This window comes from Streptomyces hokutonensis, assembly GCF_042751305.1.
GTDB classification, from domain to species: domain Bacteria; phylum Actinomycetota; class Actinomycetes; order Streptomycetales; family Streptomycetaceae; genus Streptomyces; species Streptomyces hokutonensis_A.
Window position 1 is genome coordinate 217,184 of record NZ_JBHYWD010000012.1, and the last position, 17,373, is coordinate 234,556.

Below are 17,373 nucleotides of genomic sequence, written 5' to 3' on the forward strand. Positions count from 1 at the left end.
ATCTCTGCGGTGTCCTCTCGCTCCCACCCCGCCACACCCCAAATAAACTCCCCCCGGCTGCTAACGCCCACCCACCGCGGCCCCCCGCCCGCCGCCGGGGCGGGGCCCCCCCCCCCCCGTCGTTTCCCGGCCATTCGATGTGCAGGTCACGAGCAGGTCTCGTCCTGGGTACTGACTCCAGCTCAACAATGTGGCTAACATCACGCCAGCGCGGCGATGTTGCCGCGGCGTTACGGAGGTGCGACGTGCTGCCAGAACGGGGACGAGACGGCCGAGTTGTCCATGAGGGCCGTGCAGCGCGCGTGCTGGGCATCCGTACCGCGTGGACCAGCGTCGGAGACGGCGAGTTCTTCTGCCCCGGCTGCGGGGGCGACCGCAACTACCAGCGGCTCACCGGGCGCCGCCGCTTCACCCTGCTCGGCATGCCGGTACTGCCGCGCGGCGACACCGGGCCGGTCGTCGAGTGCGCCGCCTGCCAGGGCCACTACGGCACCGACGTCCTCGACCACCCCACCACGAGCCGCTTCTCCGCGATGCTCCGCGACGCCGTCCACACGGTCGCCCTCGCGGTCCTCGCGGCGGGCGGCACCTGCGCCCGTACGTCCCTGGAGGCCGCCGCGGGCACCGTGCGCGCCGCCGGCTTCCAGGACTGCACCGAGGACCAGCTCGGCGCCCTCGTCGAGGCCCTGGCCGCCGACACCGGCCGCGTCTTCGGCGAACCCAGCGGCGCCGGCCTCGCCATAGAGCTCCACGAGGCCCTCGACCCGCTCGCCCCGCACCTCGCCCCGGCAGGCCGCGAATCGATCCTGCTCCAGGGCGCCCGCATCGCGCTGGCCGACGGCCCCTACACCCCGGCGGAACGAGACGCCCTCGCGACGGTGGGCGCGGCCCTCACCATCTGCTCGGACGACGTGACGAGGTTGCTGGCGGCGGCGCGCACACCGTCGTGACCCCGACCTCTCGCCGCTACTCCCCAGGGAGTAATACGGCCGCCCCGGCCGCCCCCGGCAGTACGCCGGAACTCGCCCTCCCGCGCGACGACTCACGCCTCCCGTGCCGGAAGTCTGGAGATCGCAGCCAGACATCCGTGCCGGAGGGGGCCGTTCCACCCCTTGGTCTTCGCAGGGAATCCCGGCCTTCATGCAGGGCGGGAATGCGATCCTCGGCCCGGAGATGCGCGGCGCCGGAGTTCTCTGCGTTTCGGCGGTGGTGATCAGGCGGGGCGCTTCTGGTTCTCGACGTAGTCCTTGACGATGCTCAGTGGTGCGCCGCCGCACGACCCCACGAAGTACGAGGGTGCCCAGAACGCCGACCCCGTGCCGATGCGGTTGATCCGCCCGGTGTACTCGGCGCGCAGGCAGCGGGAGCTGACTCCTTTGAGGCTGTTGACCAGCTTCGACAGGGCGATCTTCGGTGGGTAGTGCGCCAGCAGGTGAGTGTGATCGCCTTCGCCGTTGAACTCGGCCGGCTCCGCGCCGAAGCTCTGTGACCGCCATCCGCGTACTCCTCGCCGACGACCAGACCCTCGTACGGGCCGCGTTCGCCATGCTCGTCGAGTCGGCCGAGGACATGGAGGTCGTAGGGCAGGCCGGCACCGGCCGGGAGGCCGTGGCGCCGGCCCGTACGTCACGCGCCGACCTCGTCCTCATGGACATCCGCATGCCCGACCTCGACGGCATCGAGGCCACCCGCCTCATCGCCGCCGACGAGGACCTCGCCGGGGTCGGGGTCCTCGTCCTCACCACCTACGACACCGGCGAGAACGTCGTCGACGCTCCCCCAGCGCTGAACGCCTGGGGGACCCCCATCGCGCCGGCGCCTCCGGATTCCTGGTCAAGGACACCCGTCCGGCCGAACTCCTCGACGCGATCCGCACGGTGGCGGCCGGAGAGGCGCTTCTGTCGCCCGGTCCGACGGCCCGGCTCGTCGCCCGCTTCCTGCGCGGCCCCGTCGCGCCCCCCACCGGCGGCCCCGAATGCCTCTCCGCACGGGAACGCGGAGTCCTCGCCCTGGTCGCGCGCGGCCTCGACAACACCGAGGTGGCCGAAGCGTTGGGCCTGAGTCCGCTCACCGCGAAGACGCACGTCAGCCGCATCATGGGCAAACTCGGGGCGCGGGACAGGGCCCAGCTGGTGATCGTGGCGTACGAGTCCGGGATGGTGACACCGGGGAGGCTGTGACGGACAGGTCGGCGTCGCCCCGCGAGGGGCGACCTCCGCAAGGGAGCGCGATGACCATCCTGAGCCGCACGCTTCTCGTAGCCGCAGTACTGGCCGCCCCCATCAGCTTCGCCGCCCACGCCTCCGCGCGCTCCGGCTGCACCTCCTCCGTGCCCTACGTCTCGGGAGACGGCGGCTACGACACCTACCGCATCCCCGCGACCGTCACCACCGACCAGGGCACCGTCCTCGCCTTCGCCGAAGGGCGGCACAACGACGCCGGCGACACCGGCAACATCGACGTCGTCCTACGGCGCTCCACCGACGGCGGCTGCACCTGGGGCCCCCTGTCCGTGGTGGCCGCCGGCGACGGGGACACCCGGGGCAACCCGGCCCCCGTGATCGACCCCCGCACCGGCGCGATCGTGCTGGTCACCTCCTACAACAGCGGGACCGTGACCGAGGGCCAGATCATGCGCGGCGAGGTCACGGCCGAGCAGAGCCGCCGGGTGTTCGTGCAGCGCAGCTGGGACGACGGGCGCACCTTTACGCTTCCGCGGGACATTACGGCGGACGTGAAGTTGCCGAGCTGGCGCTGGTACGCGACGGGGCCCGGACACGCGGTCGCCCTGACGCGGGGTGCGTATGCGGGGCGGTTGGTGATCCCCGCGAACCACTCCGCCGCACCGGGCGTCGGGTCGACCGACACAGGCCAGGAGGCCAGGTACTACGGCGGCCACGACCTGTACAGCGACGACGGGGGCGAGACCTGGCGGCTGGGCTTCGTGGACTCCACATACACCGGGGTCAACAACGCGAACGAGTCCTCGGCGGCCGAACTCCCCGACGGGCGGCTGTACTTCAGCTCGCGGGATCAGCTGGGCACGAGCGCGGGCAACCGGCTCGACACGTACTCGAGTGACGGGGGCGAGACGCTTGACCGGCCGTACGCCGTGCAGCACACGCTGGACGACGTGCCGGTGGTGGAGGGGAGCGTGCTGCAACTCCCCGGCACCGGTGGGGCGTTGCTGTTCTCGGCGCCTTCCGTGCCCAACGTCCGTCAGGGGATGGCGATTTGGCGGAGCGGGGACGGTGGAGGGAGTTTCGTGAAGGCGGTCGTACTGTCGGGGCAGCGGGCGGGGTACTCCGATCTGGTGCGGGTGGGGGCGGACACGGTGGGGGTGTTGTACGAGACGGGGGTTACGGGGACGTACGACACGATCGAGTTCCGGCGGGTGCCGATTGCTGAGCTGGGCTGAGGCCTGGGGGCTCCGCCCCCAGACCCCCGTTTCCCGCCCACCCACCCACCCGACTCGGGCGTTTTGACGGTCACCCTTCAAGAGACAGTAAACGGGTGGTGGGCGGGCATAGGCCGGGGGTCTGGGGGCGGAGCCCCCAGGCGGTCACAGCAACCCCGCCGCCGCCAGGAACTTCCCGACCTGCCCCACCTCATCCGCCGACAACGCCACCTGCGGCTCCGCAGTCGCCGCGCACTCGATCACGCCCCGCAGTTGCAGTGCCGCCTTGAACGCCCCGAGGGCCGACGAACTGCCCCCCATCCGCGCCGGGTCACCGACCCCCACCAACCCGAACAACGAGCACAGCCGCTCCTGCTCCGCCCGCGCCCGCGACCAGTCCCCGGCCCGGCACAGCGCGTCGAGCCTGACGTACCCGTGCGGATCGACGTTGGCGAGACCGGGCACCGCCCCGTCCGCCCCCAACGCCAGCGCCGAGTCGACGAAGAGCTCGGAACCGGTCAGCACGCTGAACCCCGTGATGTCGGGATGGGCACGCGCGCCGGTGACGACCGTACGGAAGCCGCCGAGGTCACCGCTGGAGTCCTTGAGCCCGGCCAGAACACCCTCGGCGGCGAGTTCGAGGACGAGGTCGGCGGGCAGCTTGGTGTGGACGGAGACCGGAAGGTCGTAGGCCACTACAGGGACCGGCGACGCGGCGGCGATCAGACGGTAGTGGCGGGCGATCTCCGCCGGGTGGGTGCGCGTGTAGAAGGGCGCGGTCACCACGACCGCGTCCGCGCCGGCGTCCGCCACCGCGGCGACGTGGTCCAGCACCCGGGGCGTCGTCATGTCGATCGCCCCGGCCAGCACCGGGAGTTGGCCTCCCATATGAGCCACGACCGCCTCGACGACGTACCTGCGCTGCCGGTCCGTCAGATACGCCGCCTCCGAGGTCGAGCCGAGCAGGAACAGCCCGTGCACCCCGGCCCCGACGAGATGGTCGACGAGCCTGAGCAGTGAACGGACGTCCACCTCGCGGTCCGGTGTCAGGGGCGTGCAGACGGGCGGTACGACACCGGTCAGCGGGGCGGGGAAGGTCATGAAGGCTCCCTTGGGAGGCTCTGGCGAACCAGGTCGCGAGTGGAAAGGTCCTCCTCAACAGGATGGTGGCAGCGGTAGCGATGTCCCGGCGTCGACGCGGGTGAAAAGTCCGGCATGGCGGATGCGCACACCTCGTCCGCCTTCCAGCAGCGGGTACGGAACGGGCACCCGCTCGGCGGACGGGTCGCCGACGGCACCGGACCGATCAGCGGGATCGGGTCGATGGGGTGCAGCAGGCCCGGCGTCGCCGAGAACAGGGCCCGGGTGTACGGGTGCCTCGCCCGGTCGGTGACCTGGTCGGCCGGGGTCTCCTCGACGATCCGGCCCAGGTACATGGTGATCACGCGGTCGCTCATCCGCCGTACCGTCTGGATGTCGTGGGACACGAACACCAGGGCCAGGCCCAGCCGTTCCTTCAGGTCCAGCAAGAGATTCAGGATCTGGGCGCGCACCGAGACGTCCAGGGCGCTGGTCGGTTCGTCGGCCACCACCAGGTCGGGTTCCAGCGCCAACGCCCGCGCGATCGCGACTCGTTGGCGCTGGCCGCCGGAGAGCTGGCCGGGGAGGCCGTCCGCCAGCGCGCGCGGCAGGCCCACCAGCGACATCAACTCCCGTACCCGTTCCTCCCGTTGGCTCCGGTCACCCCGGCCGTGCACATCCAGCGGGTCCCGCAGTATCTGGCGGATGGTCAGACGGCGGTTCAGCGCGGTCGACGGGTCCTGGAAGACCATGCCGATGCCGGTGCCCACGGCGGCCCGGCGTTCGCCGTCCGGCATCGACCACAGGTCGCGGCCCCGGAACGACACCGTGCCGGACGTCGGCCGCTGTACGCCCACCAGCACCTTCGCCAGCGTGGACTTGCCGCAGCCGGACTCACCGACCACGCCGACCGTCTCGCCGGGCGCGATGGTGAGATCGGCGCCGGTCAGGGCGTAGACCCGGTCGCGGCTGAACAGACCGCCGCTGCGCGCCTTGTGGACGACATGGGCGTCGGACAGATCCACGAGCGTACTCATGACACGGTCTCGCTCTCCGTCGTCACCAGGTCGATCGCCGGGTGGTGGCAGGCCGCCGTGTGCGTGCGCGGGCCGACCAGGTCCGGTGCGGTCGTACGGCAGATGTCGCTCGCCAGCGGGCAGCGGTCGGCGAAGCGGCAGCCGGCCGGGAAGTCGGCGGGGGAGGGGACGACTCCCTTGATCTGGGTCATCCGCTCGGCCGCCGACTCCAACGACAGGACGCTGCCGAGCAGGCCGCGCGTGTAGTGGTGGGCCGGTGACTCCACCAGGTCGGCGGTCACGCCCGTCTCCACGATCTGTCCGCCGTACATCACCACCACCCGGTCGGTGACGTCGGCGATCAGTGCCAGGTCGTGCGAGACGAGGACGAGGGCGAAGCCCAACTCCTCGCGCAGGCCCAGCAGTAGCTCTATGACCTGGGCCTGCACGGTGACGTCGAGGGCGGTGGTCGGTTCGTCGGCGACGATCAGCTTTGGATCGCGGGACAACGCCATGGCGATCAGCACGCGTTGGCGCTGGCCACCGGAGAGTTCGTGCGGGTAGCTGCGCAGGGTGCGCTCCGGGTCGAGGCCGACCATCGTCAGCAACTCGCCTGCCCCACGGTGCCCTCCGCGCCGTATCACCTGCTTGAGCTGGGCGCGGATCGTCATCGCGGGATTCAACGACGACAGGGCGTCCTGGTACACCATCGCCATCTCGTGGCCGAGCAGCTTGCGGCGGACCCGCATCGGCTCGCCCACCAACTGCCGCTGGTTGAAACGGACATGGCCGCGCACCCGCGCCCCCTTCGGCTCCAGGCCCATCACCGCGAGCGCCGTCAGCGACTTGCCGCAGCCCGACTCGCCCACCAGGCCCAGGACTTCGCCCGCCTGCACCTCGAAGCTGATGCCGTCGACGATGTCCACGCCGTGATGGCGGCCCTCGAAGCCGATGGCCAAGTTCTCGACCGCCAGGACCGGTTGACCGTCGGGGTCGGGCAACGGCCGTGCGCGGGACCGGAGTCGTAGCGCCGCCTCCGTCAGGCCGGGGAGCGGGAGGACCTCGCCGGTGCCCGGCTCCGGCGCGTCGAGCGGGTCCTCGTCCGGTCGTACGTCCACCTCGCGCGCGGCCGGGGCCGCCCAGGCGTCCGAGACTCCCTCGGACAGTATGTTCAGGGACAGTACGGTGATCAGCATCAGCAGGCCGGGGAAGACCGTCGCCCACCAACCCCCGGTCAGCACCATGTTCTTGCCGTCCGCGATGACACTGCCCCAGGAAGGATCCGGGGGGCGTACGCCCGCTCCGATGAAGGACAGGGACGCCTCGAACACGATCGCCTCGGCGACCTGCACGGTGCAGAACACCAGGATCGGGGCGGCGCAGTTGACGGCCACGTGCTTGATGACGATGTGCGGGGTGCGGGCGCCGATCACCCGCTCGGCGGTGACGTAGTCCTCGCCGTACTGGTCAAGTACGTTGGCCCGTACGACCCTTGCCACCGGCGGGGTGAACAGGAACGCGATCGCGCAGATCAGTACGGTGATCCCGCCGCCGAACACGGCGACCAGGACGGCCGCGAGCGCGATACCCGGGAACGCCATCACCACGTCCAGGCAGCGCATCAGCGTCTCGTCGACGCCCTTGCGCGCGGTCGCCGCGATCGCGCCGATCAGCGCGCCGACGACGAGGGCCAGCGCGGTCGCCCCGAGCCCGATCGCGAGGGACCAACGGGCGCCGTACACAAGACGGCTGAGGATGTCCCGGCCCAGGCTGTCCTGGCCCATCCAGTGGTCGGCGGAGGGGTGCCCGGTGCCGTCGACGGGGAGCCGCTGGTCGAGCGGGTCGTGCGGTGCGATGAGTGGCGCGAACAGCGCCACCAGCACCACGACCGCCAGGAAGCACACCGCGACTTTCGACGCCAGTGGCAGCCGGCGCCAGCCGCGCAGCCTGATGCCGGGCCGGGACAGGGAGTCGGCGAGGCCCTTGCGGGAGAACTGGGGGAACTGGGTGAACATCAGGAGGCATCCCTCAGGCGCGGGTTGACCAGCAGATAGAGGATGTCGATGACCAGGTTCACCACGACGAACCCGGTCGCCGTCGTGAGCACCACGCCCTGGACGACGGCCGGGTCGCCGTTCTGCACGGCGTCGATCATCAACTTGCCCATCCCGGGGAGGGAGAAGATGGTCTCGATGACGACCGCACCGCCGAGCAGGTATCCAACGCGCAGGCCCAGCACGGTCAGTGGGTTCATCAGCGCGTTGCGGAGCACGTTGCGGCCGACCACCACCCGCGGTGGCAGTCCGCTGCCGATCGCCGTCCGGACGTAGTCCTTGTCCAGCTCCTCGACCACCGACGTCCTTACGATGCGCGTGAGTTGGGCCGCCACCGGCAGCGACAGCGCGAGCGCCGGCAGCGCCATCGTCTTGAGCCAGCCGGTGAGGGAGTCCGCCGGGTTGATGTAGCCGCCGGACGGGAACCAGCCCCGGTCCACCGCCAGGTACTGGATCATCAGCAGCGCCAGCCAGAAGCCGGGCGCCGCGACCCCGGTCAGCGACACCACCCGGATGATCTGGTCGGGCAGCCGGTCCCGGTAGATGGCCGCCGTCACTCCGCCGAGCAGCGACAGCACCACCGCGATCGCCAGCCCCAGGAAGGTGAGTTGGAGGGTGAGCGGCAGCGCGGTGGTGACCTGCTGGACGACCGGCGCCCGGGTCAGCGCGCTGGTGCCCATGTCACCGTGGAGGAGCGCGCCCACGAAATGGACGTAGCGCAGGGGGAGCGGATCCAGCAGCCCGTTGCGCTCGCGGAAGTCGTGCAGTTGCTGCGGGGTCGGGTTGGCGCCCTGGAAGAACGCGGACGCCGGGTCGACGTCCGAGAAGCGCATCACCACGAACACGAACAGCACGATGCCGAGCATCAGCGGCACGAGCAGGACGATGCGGCGGGCCAGAATCCTGACGACGGTGACCATGGTCCAACTCCTGTACGGCTAGGGCCTGTCCGGCGGATCATGCCGGAGACGCGGGGTCTGGCACGCCTTCCCCCACTGCCTTAAAGGCGTGGGGGGACCCCCAGCGGCGTTGTCGTCGGTTGCCGACGCTCCGCGTCGGCGCCCTCCTCCGCCTTGCAGCTGCACGCGCCAGACCCCGCTCACCCGTGCTTGTAAGGCGCCGCTGCTTTCCTCCGACCTGATCCGCCGGACAGGCCCTAGACCCATTTGGCCTGGAGGACGTTTATGCCGGGGTAGGGCTGTGCCCTTATCCCCGTCAGCTTCCTCGGGTCCCAGGCGGTCATCAGCTCGTTGTGGACGACCGGGTAGAGCACGGCCTGTTCCGCGACGATGTCGATGTAGTCCTGGATCATCGCCTTCTTCTTCGCCGCGTCCGGTTCTCGTGTCGCCTGGTCCATGTCCTTGAAGAGCTTTTTGGCGACGGAGTTCTGGGCCCAACGGGCGTAGCCCATCCAGAGGTTCTGCGGGCCGTAGTTGTAGTGCATGATCAGGTCGGCGTCGAGGCCGAACTGGTTGGGGTTCGAGGCGGCGGCGACGACCTGGTAGTCCTGCTTCTGGTCCATCTTGGTGAAGACGGCCGTGGTCTCCTGCGGGGAGAGGGTGGTCTTCACGCCGATCGCGTCCCAGGACGCCTTGATGGTGGGCAGGCAGTCGACGATCCAACTCACGTTCACCGACATGAGGTTGACGCTCAGTCCGCTGACCCCGGCCGCCTTCAGCAGCGCCTTCGCCTTGTCGGGGTCGTAGTCGTAGACCGTCTTCGCGCGCCGGTAGGCCGGGTTGCCTTCGTTGAGGAAGGACGAGGACGGCTTTCCGTGTCCGCGCAGGGCGAGTTGGACCATCTTGCCGGTGTCGATGGCGTAGTGCAGCGCCTGGCGCACCCGTACGTCGTCGAAGGGTTTGTGCTGGGTGTTGAACATCAGGAACAGGTTGTTCATCCCGGCCCCGCCCGCGACCGTCAGCCCGCCGCCGCGCAGCTGCTGGATGTTGGCGTAGGGGATGTTGTCGGCGATCTGCGCGCCCGCGCTGGACCCGGAGATCTTGGCGACACGGGGTGCCGCGTCGACGATCGTCAGCCAGTTCATCGTCTTGAAGGCCGGCGGGCGCGGGCCGTTGTAGCCGGTGAACGCGGCGAAGGTGGTGTTGGACTTCGGGTGGTGCGCGGTCTGCCGGTACGGCCCCGAGCCGACCGCCTTGCCCTTGATCGCGTCGTCCCAGGCACCCGGCTGCGAGAAGATGTGCTTCGGCATGATCTTCGCGAGGGTGAGGCGTGAAATCCCTTCGGGGAAGGGGAACTTGAGGACCAGCTCGACGTTCTGCGCGTCGATCTTCCGGGCCTCCTTCAGCCAGCTCACGAAGAAGCCCTGCGCGAGGGTCGTCGTCTTCGGGTCGAGGATGCGGTCGAAGACGAAGACCACGTCGTCGGCCGTGACCGGCTGCCCGTCGTGGAACTTGGCGCCTGCCCGCAGCGTGAACTTCCACGAGGTGCCGCTGGTGTCCTTCGGCACGGCGGTCGCCAGCGCCGGGTAGGGCGCGCGGGTGATCGGATCGGTGTCGATCAGGCCCTCGTAGATGTGGTTGTTGCCGGCCATGCAGAACGCCGACGCGGTCATCGTCGGGTCCCAGCTGCCGTCGTTGCCGTAGCCGATCACCGCGGTCAGGGTGCGGTTCTTGCCGGTGCCCCCGCCGCCGGTGTCGTTCGTCGACTGCGGCCCGGACGAACATGCCGTCAGGGACGAGGAGATCGCCGCCGCCGCGCCCAGCGCGCCGGAGTACTTCAGGAACGCCCGGCGGTGCAGTGCGGGCACGTTCCGGTTCACGTCTTCGCGCACGGTTCCTCCAGGAGGTACGACGTCCTACGTCCTGCGGTCAGCGCGACCATAAGAGCGCCCGTGGGGGCGGTCAAGGCATCACACACGAATGGCGTAGCCGCCAGAGGTCGGACCAATGGCGGTTTGAAATGGCGGAAGTTGATGCCTTTTCAGGGACGGCCGAGCCAGGACATGGGACGTGGGACCTCCGGTGCGCGTACGATGCGGCGCATGTCCGGGGAGCCAAGGAACAGTCGGATACAGCGCGAGGTCGTCCAGCTGATCCTCGACCGCAAGCTCCAGCCCGGTGCGCCGCTGCCCACCGAGGCCGAGCTGATGGAGGACCTCGGGATCAGCAGAAACTCCGTCCGCGAGGCCCTCAAGGCGCTCCAGGCCCTCGACATCGTGGAGATCCGGCACGGCTACGGCACCTACGTGGGCCGGGCCTCGCTGACCCCGCTCGCCGACGGCCTGACCTTCCGCACCCTCACCAGGCACGAGGACGACGCGGACGCCCTGGCCGAGATCCTCCAGGTGCGCGAGGTGCTGGAGGAAGGCCTGATTCATCGGGTCTCCGCCGTCCTCACCGAACCCGATCTTGACTGCCTGGATGCGGTGGTGAACCGGATGGAGGAGGCGGGCCGTGCCGGCCGGTCCTTCCCCGAACTCGACCGCGAGTTCCACGAGTTGCTCTACGCCTCGCTCGGCAACGAACTCGTCCCGCAGCTCCTCGGCGCCTTCTGGACGGTGTTCCACCGGGTCGCCGGAGCCCGCGGCTGGACCGACGACCCGACCCCCGACAACACCGTCCGCCGCCACCGCGACATCGTCACAGCGCTGCGCGCCCACGATGTCGAGGGCGCGCAGCGCGCGATGGCGGACCACTTCCGCGGCATCGAGGCGCGTGCGGCGCAGGAGTCCCGCGGGGTGGGCTGAACCGTGCTCAGGCAGCGGTGAGTTGGGCCACGATCGACGCGCCGTCCAGCCGCACGTTCTCAGCTCGGCGCCGAGGCCATGTGGCGGACGCTGGTGCGGGCCAGCCTCGAACGCTGGTTCGCCCAGCACGAGCACGGGCACGAGGGCGGCGAACCGGAGATTCCCACCCGCAACCAGACCCGCCTCGGCTACACCCGCACCGCACTCGAACCCCTCGCCGACACCCTCCCGCCCGAACTCCACCGCCGACTGACCACGGCCGTCACCCTCGTGTACGGCGTCGAGGCACTGATCGCGACCCGCGACGCCTGCGGACTCGACCCCGAGGAGGCACGGGACGTGATGCGATGGGCGGCGAGCGCACTGCTGGAGAAGTCGGTGCGCGAGGCACCGGACGTATGAGCGGTGAGTGAGATGACAGTGGTGTGGGACGGGCGGGACCCGGGTGTCCTACGGCTGCCTTCCGGCCGTCTGGTCCGGGGCCGCGGCCTGCGCCGGCCACTCCCGGCCGACAGCCCCGCCCCGACGTACGGCGTGTATCTGCTCGGCAAGCAGCCACCCCAAGTCCCTTGGCAGGCACGGTGGTTGCGCTGGCCGGACTTCCGACTGCCCACCGACCGAGCCGAGGCGCACACGGTCCTCACCGAGGCCTGGCACCGCTCGCTCACCGAGCGCGTCGAACTCGCCTGCCACGGCGGCCGGGGCCGCACCGGCACAGCACTCGCCTGCCTGGCGGTCCTCGACGGGGTACCGCCGGGGGAGGCGGTCTCCTACGTCCGCGCCCACTACGACCGGCACGCGGTGGAGACACCGTGGCAGCGGCGGTACGTGCTGCGGTTCGGGGCGCCGTCAGGCCCGGCGGCCCCGGAAGCGTAGGCGGTGGCTCGCCGTTTCCAGGTCCACCGCCACCTCCGTGAAGCCGGCCCGCTCCAGCCGGGCCGGGAGCGTCGCCGGATCGAGGGTGTTCATGGTGTCCCGGAAGTGCAACAGCCGGAAGCGGAAGCTGCGTTGACCGTCGCTGCCCGCGAAGGTGCCGCCCGGGCGCGGTAACGGAGACCTGCCTCGCCTTCGGCCAGTGGCGGAAACGGCTGCGGATGCAGGCCGGGTTGCCGTACCTGGTCGAGGGGCTGCCGGTGGAGGCCGTGGCACGGCGGGTGGGGTACGCGTCGGCGAGCTCTTTCACGGCGGCGTTTCCACCGGGTGGTGGGGGTGGCACCGAGGCAGTACTTCCCGCGCCGGCCGACAGCCGCTGGCGCCAACTCGGCCGTTTCGGCCACCAGTTGGTTGCCCTACGGCCCGTCGGGCAGCGTCGGCTTCGTGGTCAGGACCGCGAGCACGACCGGGGCACCGGCCTCCGTCCAGGCGATGCCGACGTCGTTGGCGTTGCCGTAGTCGCCGCTGCCCGTCTTGTCGGCGATCGTCCAGCTCGCGGGAAGCCCGGCACGGAAACGGGCGGCGCTCGTCGTGTTGTTGAGAAGCCAGGCGGTGAGCCGGTCGCGGTCGAGGCGGGTGATCGCGGTGGTGACGGCACCGGCGGCGAGGAGCGTACGGCGGCTGGTCGTCGCGGGCCCGGAGGACTGTTCGCGGCCTGGGATCACGCTCTCCTTTGTTCGGTCGACGTCGACGATCGGTCGGTTTCCGTCGACGATCTCTCCAGTGACCGACGCTAGGGCTCATCCCTTCGTTGCCCCGCCGTAGACCATCGGTCGATGCCGGGCCGGGGCCGGGCTCGGCACAGTGGGTGCATGGCGAACACCACGGGGATCAACAGGGCACAGTTCCTGGCGGGGGCGCTGGCCCTCGGGACAGCGGGCGCGCTGCTGCCGTCGGGGCAGGCGGCAGCCAAGGCGCAGACGGTGACCGGCTCACGCGGTCGCGGTCTGCGCCGCCATGGCGTCGTCTACACCGTCGGCGAGGGCGGTACCCCCGCCACCGCCTGGAGCCCGAGCCGGATGCGGGCCGACCTGCGTGCCATCCGCGACGAGTTGCACGCCGACACGGTCGAGGTCACCGGCGACGGCGTCGACCGCCTCACCGCCACTGCCGCCCGGGCCGCCGAACTCGGCCTGCACATCTGGCTCCAGCCCACCCTCGCCGACGTCCCGGAGCGGGACATCCTCGAACACCTCGCGGAGACCGGCCGGTTCGCGGAACGCCTGCGCCGGCAGGGCGCGAGCGTCGACTTCAGCGTCGGCTGCGAGTTCTGGCTGTTCGTCCCCGGGATGGTGCCGGGCGCGACGGTCCTGGACCGGGTGCAGAACCTCCTGAACGGCACCTTCGACCCGGTCAGGATGCAGCGCAAGCTCGACGCCTTCACCAAGAAGGCGGCAGCGCTGGGCCGTTCGGTCTTCCACGGCAACCTCGGCTACGCCGCCGCCCAGGACGACGAGGTCGACTGGAACCTCTTCGACATCGTGGGCATCGACTACTACTCGTACTTCCGCCAACCCGCCTCCTACGTACGCGAGTTGCGCCGCTACCAGCGCTGGGGCAAGCCCGTCGCCATCACCGAGTTCGGCGCCTGCGCGTACCAGGGCGCCGAGAAGACGGCCGGCATGGGCTGGAACGTCGTGGACCACACCAAGAACCCGGAGCAGATCAAGGGCCACCTGGTCCGCAGCGAACACACCCAAGCCGCCTATGTGGCCGACCTGTTGGAGGTCTTCGAGTCGATGGGCCTCTACGGCGCGATGGCCTTCGAGTTCGTCACCCCGGACGCCCCCCACCGCGCGGACGACCCGCGCCACGACCTCGACATGGCGAGCTACGCCATCACCAAGACCGTCGAGGACCGCCCTGGCGACCCGAGTTCACCCTGGCACTGGGAGCCGAAGGAGGCGTTTCGGGCGGTGGCGCGGCGCTATCGGGCAGCTCAAGTGTCATGAGGATGCGATGTTTGCCCGGACCGAGGTAGTCCTTCTGGACGTCTCCGGTCTGAGTGAACCCGAGATGTGCGTAGAGGGAGACGGCTCGGTCGTTGTCGGGGTCGACGGTGAGCCGGACCTCGTGCGCGCGCTCGGAGCGCAGTTGTCCGAGCGACTGCACCATCAGCCAGCGACCCAGACCGTGGCCCCGCGAGTCCGGGGTGACACCGAGGCTGAGGATCCAACTCAGGCCGGCATCGGGCGGAGTCGCGATGAGATACCCGTGCAGAAGGCGCCCGTCGTCCAGCACCAGGAGATGGTCGCGGTAGACGTCGAAGAACTGACGCAGGACGAAGAAGGGGTACGGCTCCATCGGGAACGCCTCCGCGTCGAGGCTGGCGAGCGCGGGAAGGTCGTTCTCGACGGCGGACCGGATGCACAGCGGCATCCGGTCGGGATTGAGCGGCATCCGCCCAGGATTTCCCGTCGTGCCAGGGCTGTTCAAGGGTCTGGGGCAATGCCTGGGAGCGTGTTGCCGCCATGCGCCCTTCATGCATCAGCGCCAGTCGCATGGCGGGAGAAAGGGGGTCCCGTGGATCGATGATGTTGATACGGTGGGGCATGCCTTCTGGATCACTGGAAGACCTTCCGCGGTTGAACGCGGACGTACCCTGGGACGAATTCAACCCAGTGGACTACATCAGTCACAACTACCGCAGTGTGCTTCCTGCCGATGCGAAGATCATCGCCATCGTTCGCGATCATTTCAGTGATCATTTCCGCCGGTTTCCGGGGCGTCGGATCCGGGGCATCGATGTGGGTGCTGGAGCGAATCTCTATCCGGCCTTGGCGATGTTGCCCTGGTGTGATGAGATCACCCTGCTCGACCGGTCGAGTCGGAATGTGGAGTATCTCCTGGGTCAGTCGGACGGTTATGACGCGAACTGGGACGCGTTCTGGCGGGAATTGTGCCAGAACGATGGGTATGCCGCATATCCCCATGACCCGAGGGAGCGATTCAAGCAGGTCGTCCGGGTCGAGGAGGGAGATCTTTTCCACCTGGCGGGGCAGGAGGGACGCTGGACTCTCGGCACCATGTTCTTCGTCGCCGAATCCATCACCGCCTCCAAAACCGAGTTCGAGCAGGCAATCAAGTGCTTTTTTCACTATCTTGAGCCCGGAGCACCGTTCGCCGCCGCTTTCATGGAGAAGTCCGAGGGGTATGAGGTGGGTGGCCTGGATTTCCCCGCGTGCAAGGTACGGAGGAGGCAGATACGCCGCACGCTCAGGGGCCATGCCAAGGGGCTGCGGACGTTTTCGGTGGGGAAGCACGACAAGGTGCGCGACGGCTACAAATCGATGATCGTGGCCCGCGGTTATCGGCGTACGTAGATTTCCTGAGGGGGCAGGGGATGGAGATCAAGCCACGCCAGCATCTGCTGGACATCTGGCAGGCGGTCGCCCGGTACTCCTTCGACGACGGGGAGTGGTCGCGGGGTAAAACGAGCGGGGAAAACAGTGTCGCCGACGCCGAGCGACTGCTCTGCCTGCTGTATCCGGCGACCGAGCTGCCGTCGTTCCGGCTGGACGACCCCGACACCACGGAGAACGACGTCCTGTGGGCACTGAAGCGCGCGGGCGGGCGGCTGGAGATTCCGGCCAACCTCGTCACGGCGGCGGTCGAGTTCATGCGCACCCACACCGACGACAAGAGGCCCACGTTCGCGGGCGGTGACTACTTCAAGTCCCGGGACAAGGATCAGGACCTCACCGACGAGCAGCGCCAACTCGGCGTCACTGACTCGTTCTCCATGTCGATCACGCTCTGCCTGGCCCTGCTCGGCTTCCTCAAGGTCTACGAGTCGAAGACCCGCCGCGGCGACATGAAGGAGACGATCAGGGAACTGAAGACCGCGACCAGCAACCGGCTCACCGCCGCCATGGTGAGCCTGCTGCGCTCGTTCACGGTCAACGTCTACGACACCGACTCCTCCCAGGGCCGGACGCTCGCCGAACTCCTCGGCCAGCGGCAGCTGTCGACGCGTCAGGTGCTGGAGAAATTCCAGCGGCGGTTCCGCCCGCTGCGCGCCGCCATCATCGAGAGCTTCATCCTCGGTGTCGACGTCCAGGAAGCGCTCAAGGACGAGAGCCAGTTCTTTGAGTGCGGCTGGGCCTGGAGCCTGGTGCGGGACGCCCCTGAGGTTATGACCGAGGAACCCATCGGGCCGCAGCCCGCCGGCGTCGCCAACCCGGTCCCGTACCTCTATTTCACCGTGGTCGCGCTCGACGGCATCGAGGACCTGTTCTCGGACCGCACCCTGACCCTGGGCCTGCTCAACACCGAACAGCAGAAGCTCGCCGAGGCGTTGCGGCTGCGCTGGGAGATCACCCAGCAGTACTGGTCGCGGATCGCCCGCTTCGACCGCGACCGCTGGCCACTGGAGGACATCCCCTGGCGTACGACGGGACAGAAGCTGGAGTCCGAGTACTTCTCCCTCTCCGTCGCCGCCATCCTCGTCCACGACCTGCTGCGCCGCCGGGCCACCGACGACGACCTGACCCGCACGGTCCGCGTCATGGAGCGCCTCGGCGAACGCGGCCGCATCACCAGCCGTATGACGCGCGACGACCCCGTGGTCCATCTGCACAACCCCGGCGTCACCCTGCCACTGCAGGGCGGCGGCACCATCGGTCCGCCCATGGACTGGACGATGAACGACTTTTCGACGCAACTCCTCAAGCGCACGGTCCAGTTGTGCACACTCTCCCGCAACCTCTCCGCGCACGACCGGCTGCTCAGGCTCGCCGAGGACACCCTCGGCCATGTGTGGCGGCGCCGCATCGGAGACGGCGAGGGCGCCGGTCTGTGGGACAACGTGCAGGCCGTCTACCCGGAGACCGCGATCCCCGGCGGGCGGGTGTCCTGGAGCATCACCGAGCGGGTCACCGAGGCGATGGTGAAAGCGCACAAGATGTACGGGCAGCCGCCGATCCGCAGCGTCCAACTGGCCGAACAGGCAAGGGCGTTGATCAGCGAAGCCACTCACCTCTTCGGTAATGAACTGATGGAACCCCCGCCTCCCCCCGACGGAAAGCGCGGACTGGAACTCAAGGGCATCGAGGTCTCGTTGCGCCGCGCCCGCGCCCTGATGGACGAACAGCCCGGTACTGCCTACGCGTTGGCGCTCGACGTGTTGCGTCGGCTCGACACACTCGTCCGGGCCCGCGAAGGCGCCACGATCCAGGGAGTGTGAAC

The 17,373-nt window shown here is 69.5% G+C and carries 15 protein-coding genes and 2 pseudogenes; 9 read left to right on the forward strand and 8 right to left on the reverse strand.

Going from position 1 to position 17,373, the window contains the following annotated elements:
* The first annotated feature begins 245 nt into the window (after positions 1 to 245).
* The gene (locus ACFXC1_RS30175; RefSeq protein ID WP_043676541.1) at positions 246 to 950 is read left to right on the forward strand and encodes a TerB family tellurite resistance protein; all 705 of its coding nucleotides are present in this window, start codon (positions 246 to 248) and stop codon (positions 948 to 950) included.
* Between the two features lie 263 nt (positions 951 to 1,213).
* Here ACFXC1_RS30175 and tnpA read toward each other — a convergent pair.
* Positions 1,214 to 1,486: pseudogene (gene tnpA, locus ACFXC1_RS30180) on the reverse strand (IS200/IS605 family transposase); the annotation flags it as partial.
* A gap of 59 nt (positions 1,487 to 1,545) precedes the next feature.
* Between tnpA and ACFXC1_RS30185 the strand changes: the two are divergent.
* Positions 1,546 to 2,180 (forward strand): annotated as a pseudogene (locus tag ACFXC1_RS30185) (LuxR C-terminal-related transcriptional regulator).
* A gap of 50 nt (positions 2,181 to 2,230) precedes the next feature.
* Positions 2,231 to 3,418 (forward strand): sialidase family protein, encoded by a 1,188-nt coding sequence (locus ACFXC1_RS30190; protein ID WP_381248227.1) that lies wholly within the window; start codon positions 2,231 to 2,233, stop codon positions 3,416 to 3,418.
* A 144-nt stretch (positions 3,419 to 3,562) separates the two neighbouring features.
* Here the strand turns inward: ACFXC1_RS30190 and ACFXC1_RS30195 are convergent, their stop codons facing one another.
* The 5 genes from ACFXC1_RS30195 to ACFXC1_RS30215 all read right to left on the reverse strand — a co-directional run bounded on the left by ACFXC1_RS30195 (position 3,563) and on the right by ACFXC1_RS30215 (position 10,338).
* Positions 3,563 to 4,498, reverse strand: coding sequence for a dihydrodipicolinate synthase family protein (locus tag ACFXC1_RS30195; protein ID WP_381248230.1), 936 nt, complete (start codon positions 4,496 to 4,498; stop codon positions 3,563 to 3,565).
* Complete coding sequence (locus ACFXC1_RS30200; protein ID WP_381248232.1) at positions 4,495 to 5,514, reverse strand: oligopeptide/dipeptide ABC transporter ATP-binding protein; 1,020 nt, start codon at positions 5,512 to 5,514, stop codon at positions 4,495 to 4,497. Before ACFXC1_RS30200 ends, ACFXC1_RS30195 begins: the two co-directional genes overlap by 4 nt.
* Entirely contained in the window at positions 5,511 to 7,508 is a 1,998-nt protein-coding gene (locus tag ACFXC1_RS30205; RefSeq protein ID WP_381248235.1) for a dipeptide/oligopeptide/nickel ABC transporter permease/ATP-binding protein, read from the reverse strand. Before ACFXC1_RS30205 ends, ACFXC1_RS30200 begins: the two co-directional genes overlap by 4 nt.
* Positions 7,508 to 8,467, reverse strand: coding sequence for an ABC transporter permease (locus ACFXC1_RS30210; RefSeq protein WP_381248237.1), 960 nt, complete (start codon positions 8,465 to 8,467; stop codon positions 7,508 to 7,510). The genes ACFXC1_RS30205 and ACFXC1_RS30210 overlap by 1 nt, the downstream gene beginning before the upstream one ends.
* Before the next feature lie 236 nt (positions 8,468 to 8,703).
* Positions 8,704 to 10,338 (reverse strand): ABC transporter substrate-binding protein, encoded by a 1,635-nt coding sequence (locus ACFXC1_RS30215; protein WP_381248240.1) that lies wholly within the window; start codon positions 10,336 to 10,338, stop codon positions 8,704 to 8,706.
* Between the two features lie 201 nt (positions 10,339 to 10,539).
* On the opposite strand from ACFXC1_RS30215, the gene ACFXC1_RS30220 reads away from it, so the two are divergent.
* The 3 genes from ACFXC1_RS30220 (at position 10,540) to ACFXC1_RS30230 (ending at position 12,129) form a co-directional block, all read left to right on the forward strand.
* On the forward strand, positions 10,540 to 11,253 hold the full coding sequence (locus tag ACFXC1_RS30220; protein ID WP_381248446.1) for a FadR/GntR family transcriptional regulator: 714 nt from the start codon (positions 10,540 to 10,542) through the stop codon (positions 11,251 to 11,253).
* 78 nt (positions 11,254 to 11,331) lie between these two features.
* The gene (locus tag ACFXC1_RS30225; protein ID WP_381248243.1) at positions 11,332 to 11,655 is read left to right on the forward strand and encodes a hypothetical protein; all 324 of its coding nucleotides are present in this window, start codon (positions 11,332 to 11,334) and stop codon (positions 11,653 to 11,655) included.
* A 12-nt stretch (positions 11,656 to 11,667) separates the two neighbouring features.
* Complete coding sequence (locus ACFXC1_RS30230; protein ID WP_381248449.1) at positions 11,668 to 12,129, forward strand: protein-tyrosine phosphatase family protein; 462 nt, start codon at positions 11,668 to 11,670, stop codon at positions 12,127 to 12,129.
* A gap of 413 nt (positions 12,130 to 12,542) precedes the next feature.
* Here ACFXC1_RS30230 and ACFXC1_RS30235 read toward each other — a convergent pair whose 3' ends face one another.
* Entirely contained in the window at positions 12,543 to 12,851 is a 309-nt protein-coding gene (locus ACFXC1_RS30235; RefSeq protein WP_381248245.1) for a serine hydrolase, read from the reverse strand.
* A 147-nt stretch (positions 12,852 to 12,998) separates the two neighbouring features.
* Here ACFXC1_RS30235 and ACFXC1_RS30240 point away from each other — a divergent pair, with 147 nt between their 5' ends.
* Positions 12,999 to 14,138, forward strand: coding sequence for an abortive phage infection protein (locus tag ACFXC1_RS30240; RefSeq protein WP_381248248.1), 1,140 nt, complete (start codon positions 12,999 to 13,001; stop codon positions 14,136 to 14,138).
* Here the strand turns inward: ACFXC1_RS30240 and ACFXC1_RS30245 are convergent.
* Positions 14,026 to 14,586, reverse strand: coding sequence for a GNAT family N-acetyltransferase (locus ACFXC1_RS30245; RefSeq protein WP_381248251.1), 561 nt, complete (start codon positions 14,584 to 14,586; stop codon positions 14,026 to 14,028). The two genes, ACFXC1_RS30240 and ACFXC1_RS30245, sit on opposite strands and share 113 nt — an antisense overlap.
* Before the next feature lie 185 nt (positions 14,587 to 14,771).
* On the opposite strand from ACFXC1_RS30245, the gene ACFXC1_RS30250 reads away from it, so the two are divergent.
* Both ACFXC1_RS30250 and ACFXC1_RS30255 read left to right on the forward strand, forming a co-directional pair.
* Positions 14,772 to 15,509, forward strand: coding sequence for an SCO2525 family SAM-dependent methyltransferase (locus ACFXC1_RS30250; protein ID WP_381248254.1), 738 nt, complete (start codon positions 14,772 to 14,774; stop codon positions 15,507 to 15,509).
* A 20-nt stretch (positions 15,510 to 15,529) separates the two neighbouring features.
* A complete protein-coding gene (locus tag ACFXC1_RS30255; protein WP_381248257.1) occupies positions 15,530 to 17,371 on the forward strand; it encodes an SCO2524 family protein in 1,842 nt (613 codons plus the stop codon).
* The last annotated feature ends 2 nt before the right edge of the window (positions 17,372 to 17,373 follow it).

Bases quoted from the DNA above. Each gene is read 5' to 3' on its own strand.
- ACFXC1_RS30190 (WP_381248227.1), top strand. From the start codon at position 2,231: ATGACCATCCTGAGCCGCACGCTTCTCGTAGCCGCAGTACTGGCCGCC.
- ACFXC1_RS30195 (WP_381248230.1), bottom strand. From the start codon at position 4,498: ATGACCTTCCCCGCCCCGCTGACCGGTGTCGTACCGCCCGTCTGCACG.
- ACFXC1_RS30200 (WP_381248232.1), bottom strand. From the start codon at position 5,514: ATGAGTACGCTCGTGGATCTGTCCGACGCCCATGTCGTCCACAAGGCG.
- ACFXC1_RS30205 (WP_381248235.1), bottom strand. From the start codon at position 7,508: ATGTTCACCCAGTTCCCCCAGTTCTCCCGCAAGGGCCTCGCCGACTCC.
- ACFXC1_RS30210 (WP_381248237.1), bottom strand. From the start codon at position 8,467: ATGGTCACCGTCGTCAGGATTCTGGCCCGCCGCATCGTCCTGCTCGTG.
- ACFXC1_RS30220 (WP_381248446.1), top strand. From the start codon at position 10,540: ATGCGGCGCATGTCCGGGGAGCCAAGGAACAGTCGGATACAGCGCGAG.
- ACFXC1_RS30225 (WP_381248243.1), top strand. From the start codon at position 11,332: ATGTGGCGGACGCTGGTGCGGGCCAGCCTCGAACGCTGGTTCGCCCAG.
- ACFXC1_RS30230 (WP_381248449.1), top strand. From the start codon at position 11,668: ATGACAGTGGTGTGGGACGGGCGGGACCCGGGTGTCCTACGGCTGCCT.
- ACFXC1_RS30240 (WP_381248248.1), top strand. From the start codon at position 12,999: ATGGCGAACACCACGGGGATCAACAGGGCACAGTTCCTGGCGGGGGCG.
- ACFXC1_RS30245 (WP_381248251.1), bottom strand. From the start codon at position 14,586: ATGCCGCTCAATCCCGACCGGATGCCGCTGTGCATCCGGTCCGCCGTC.
- ACFXC1_RS30255 (WP_381248257.1), top strand. From the start codon at position 15,530: ATGGAGATCAAGCCACGCCAGCATCTGCTGGACATCTGGCAGGCGGTC.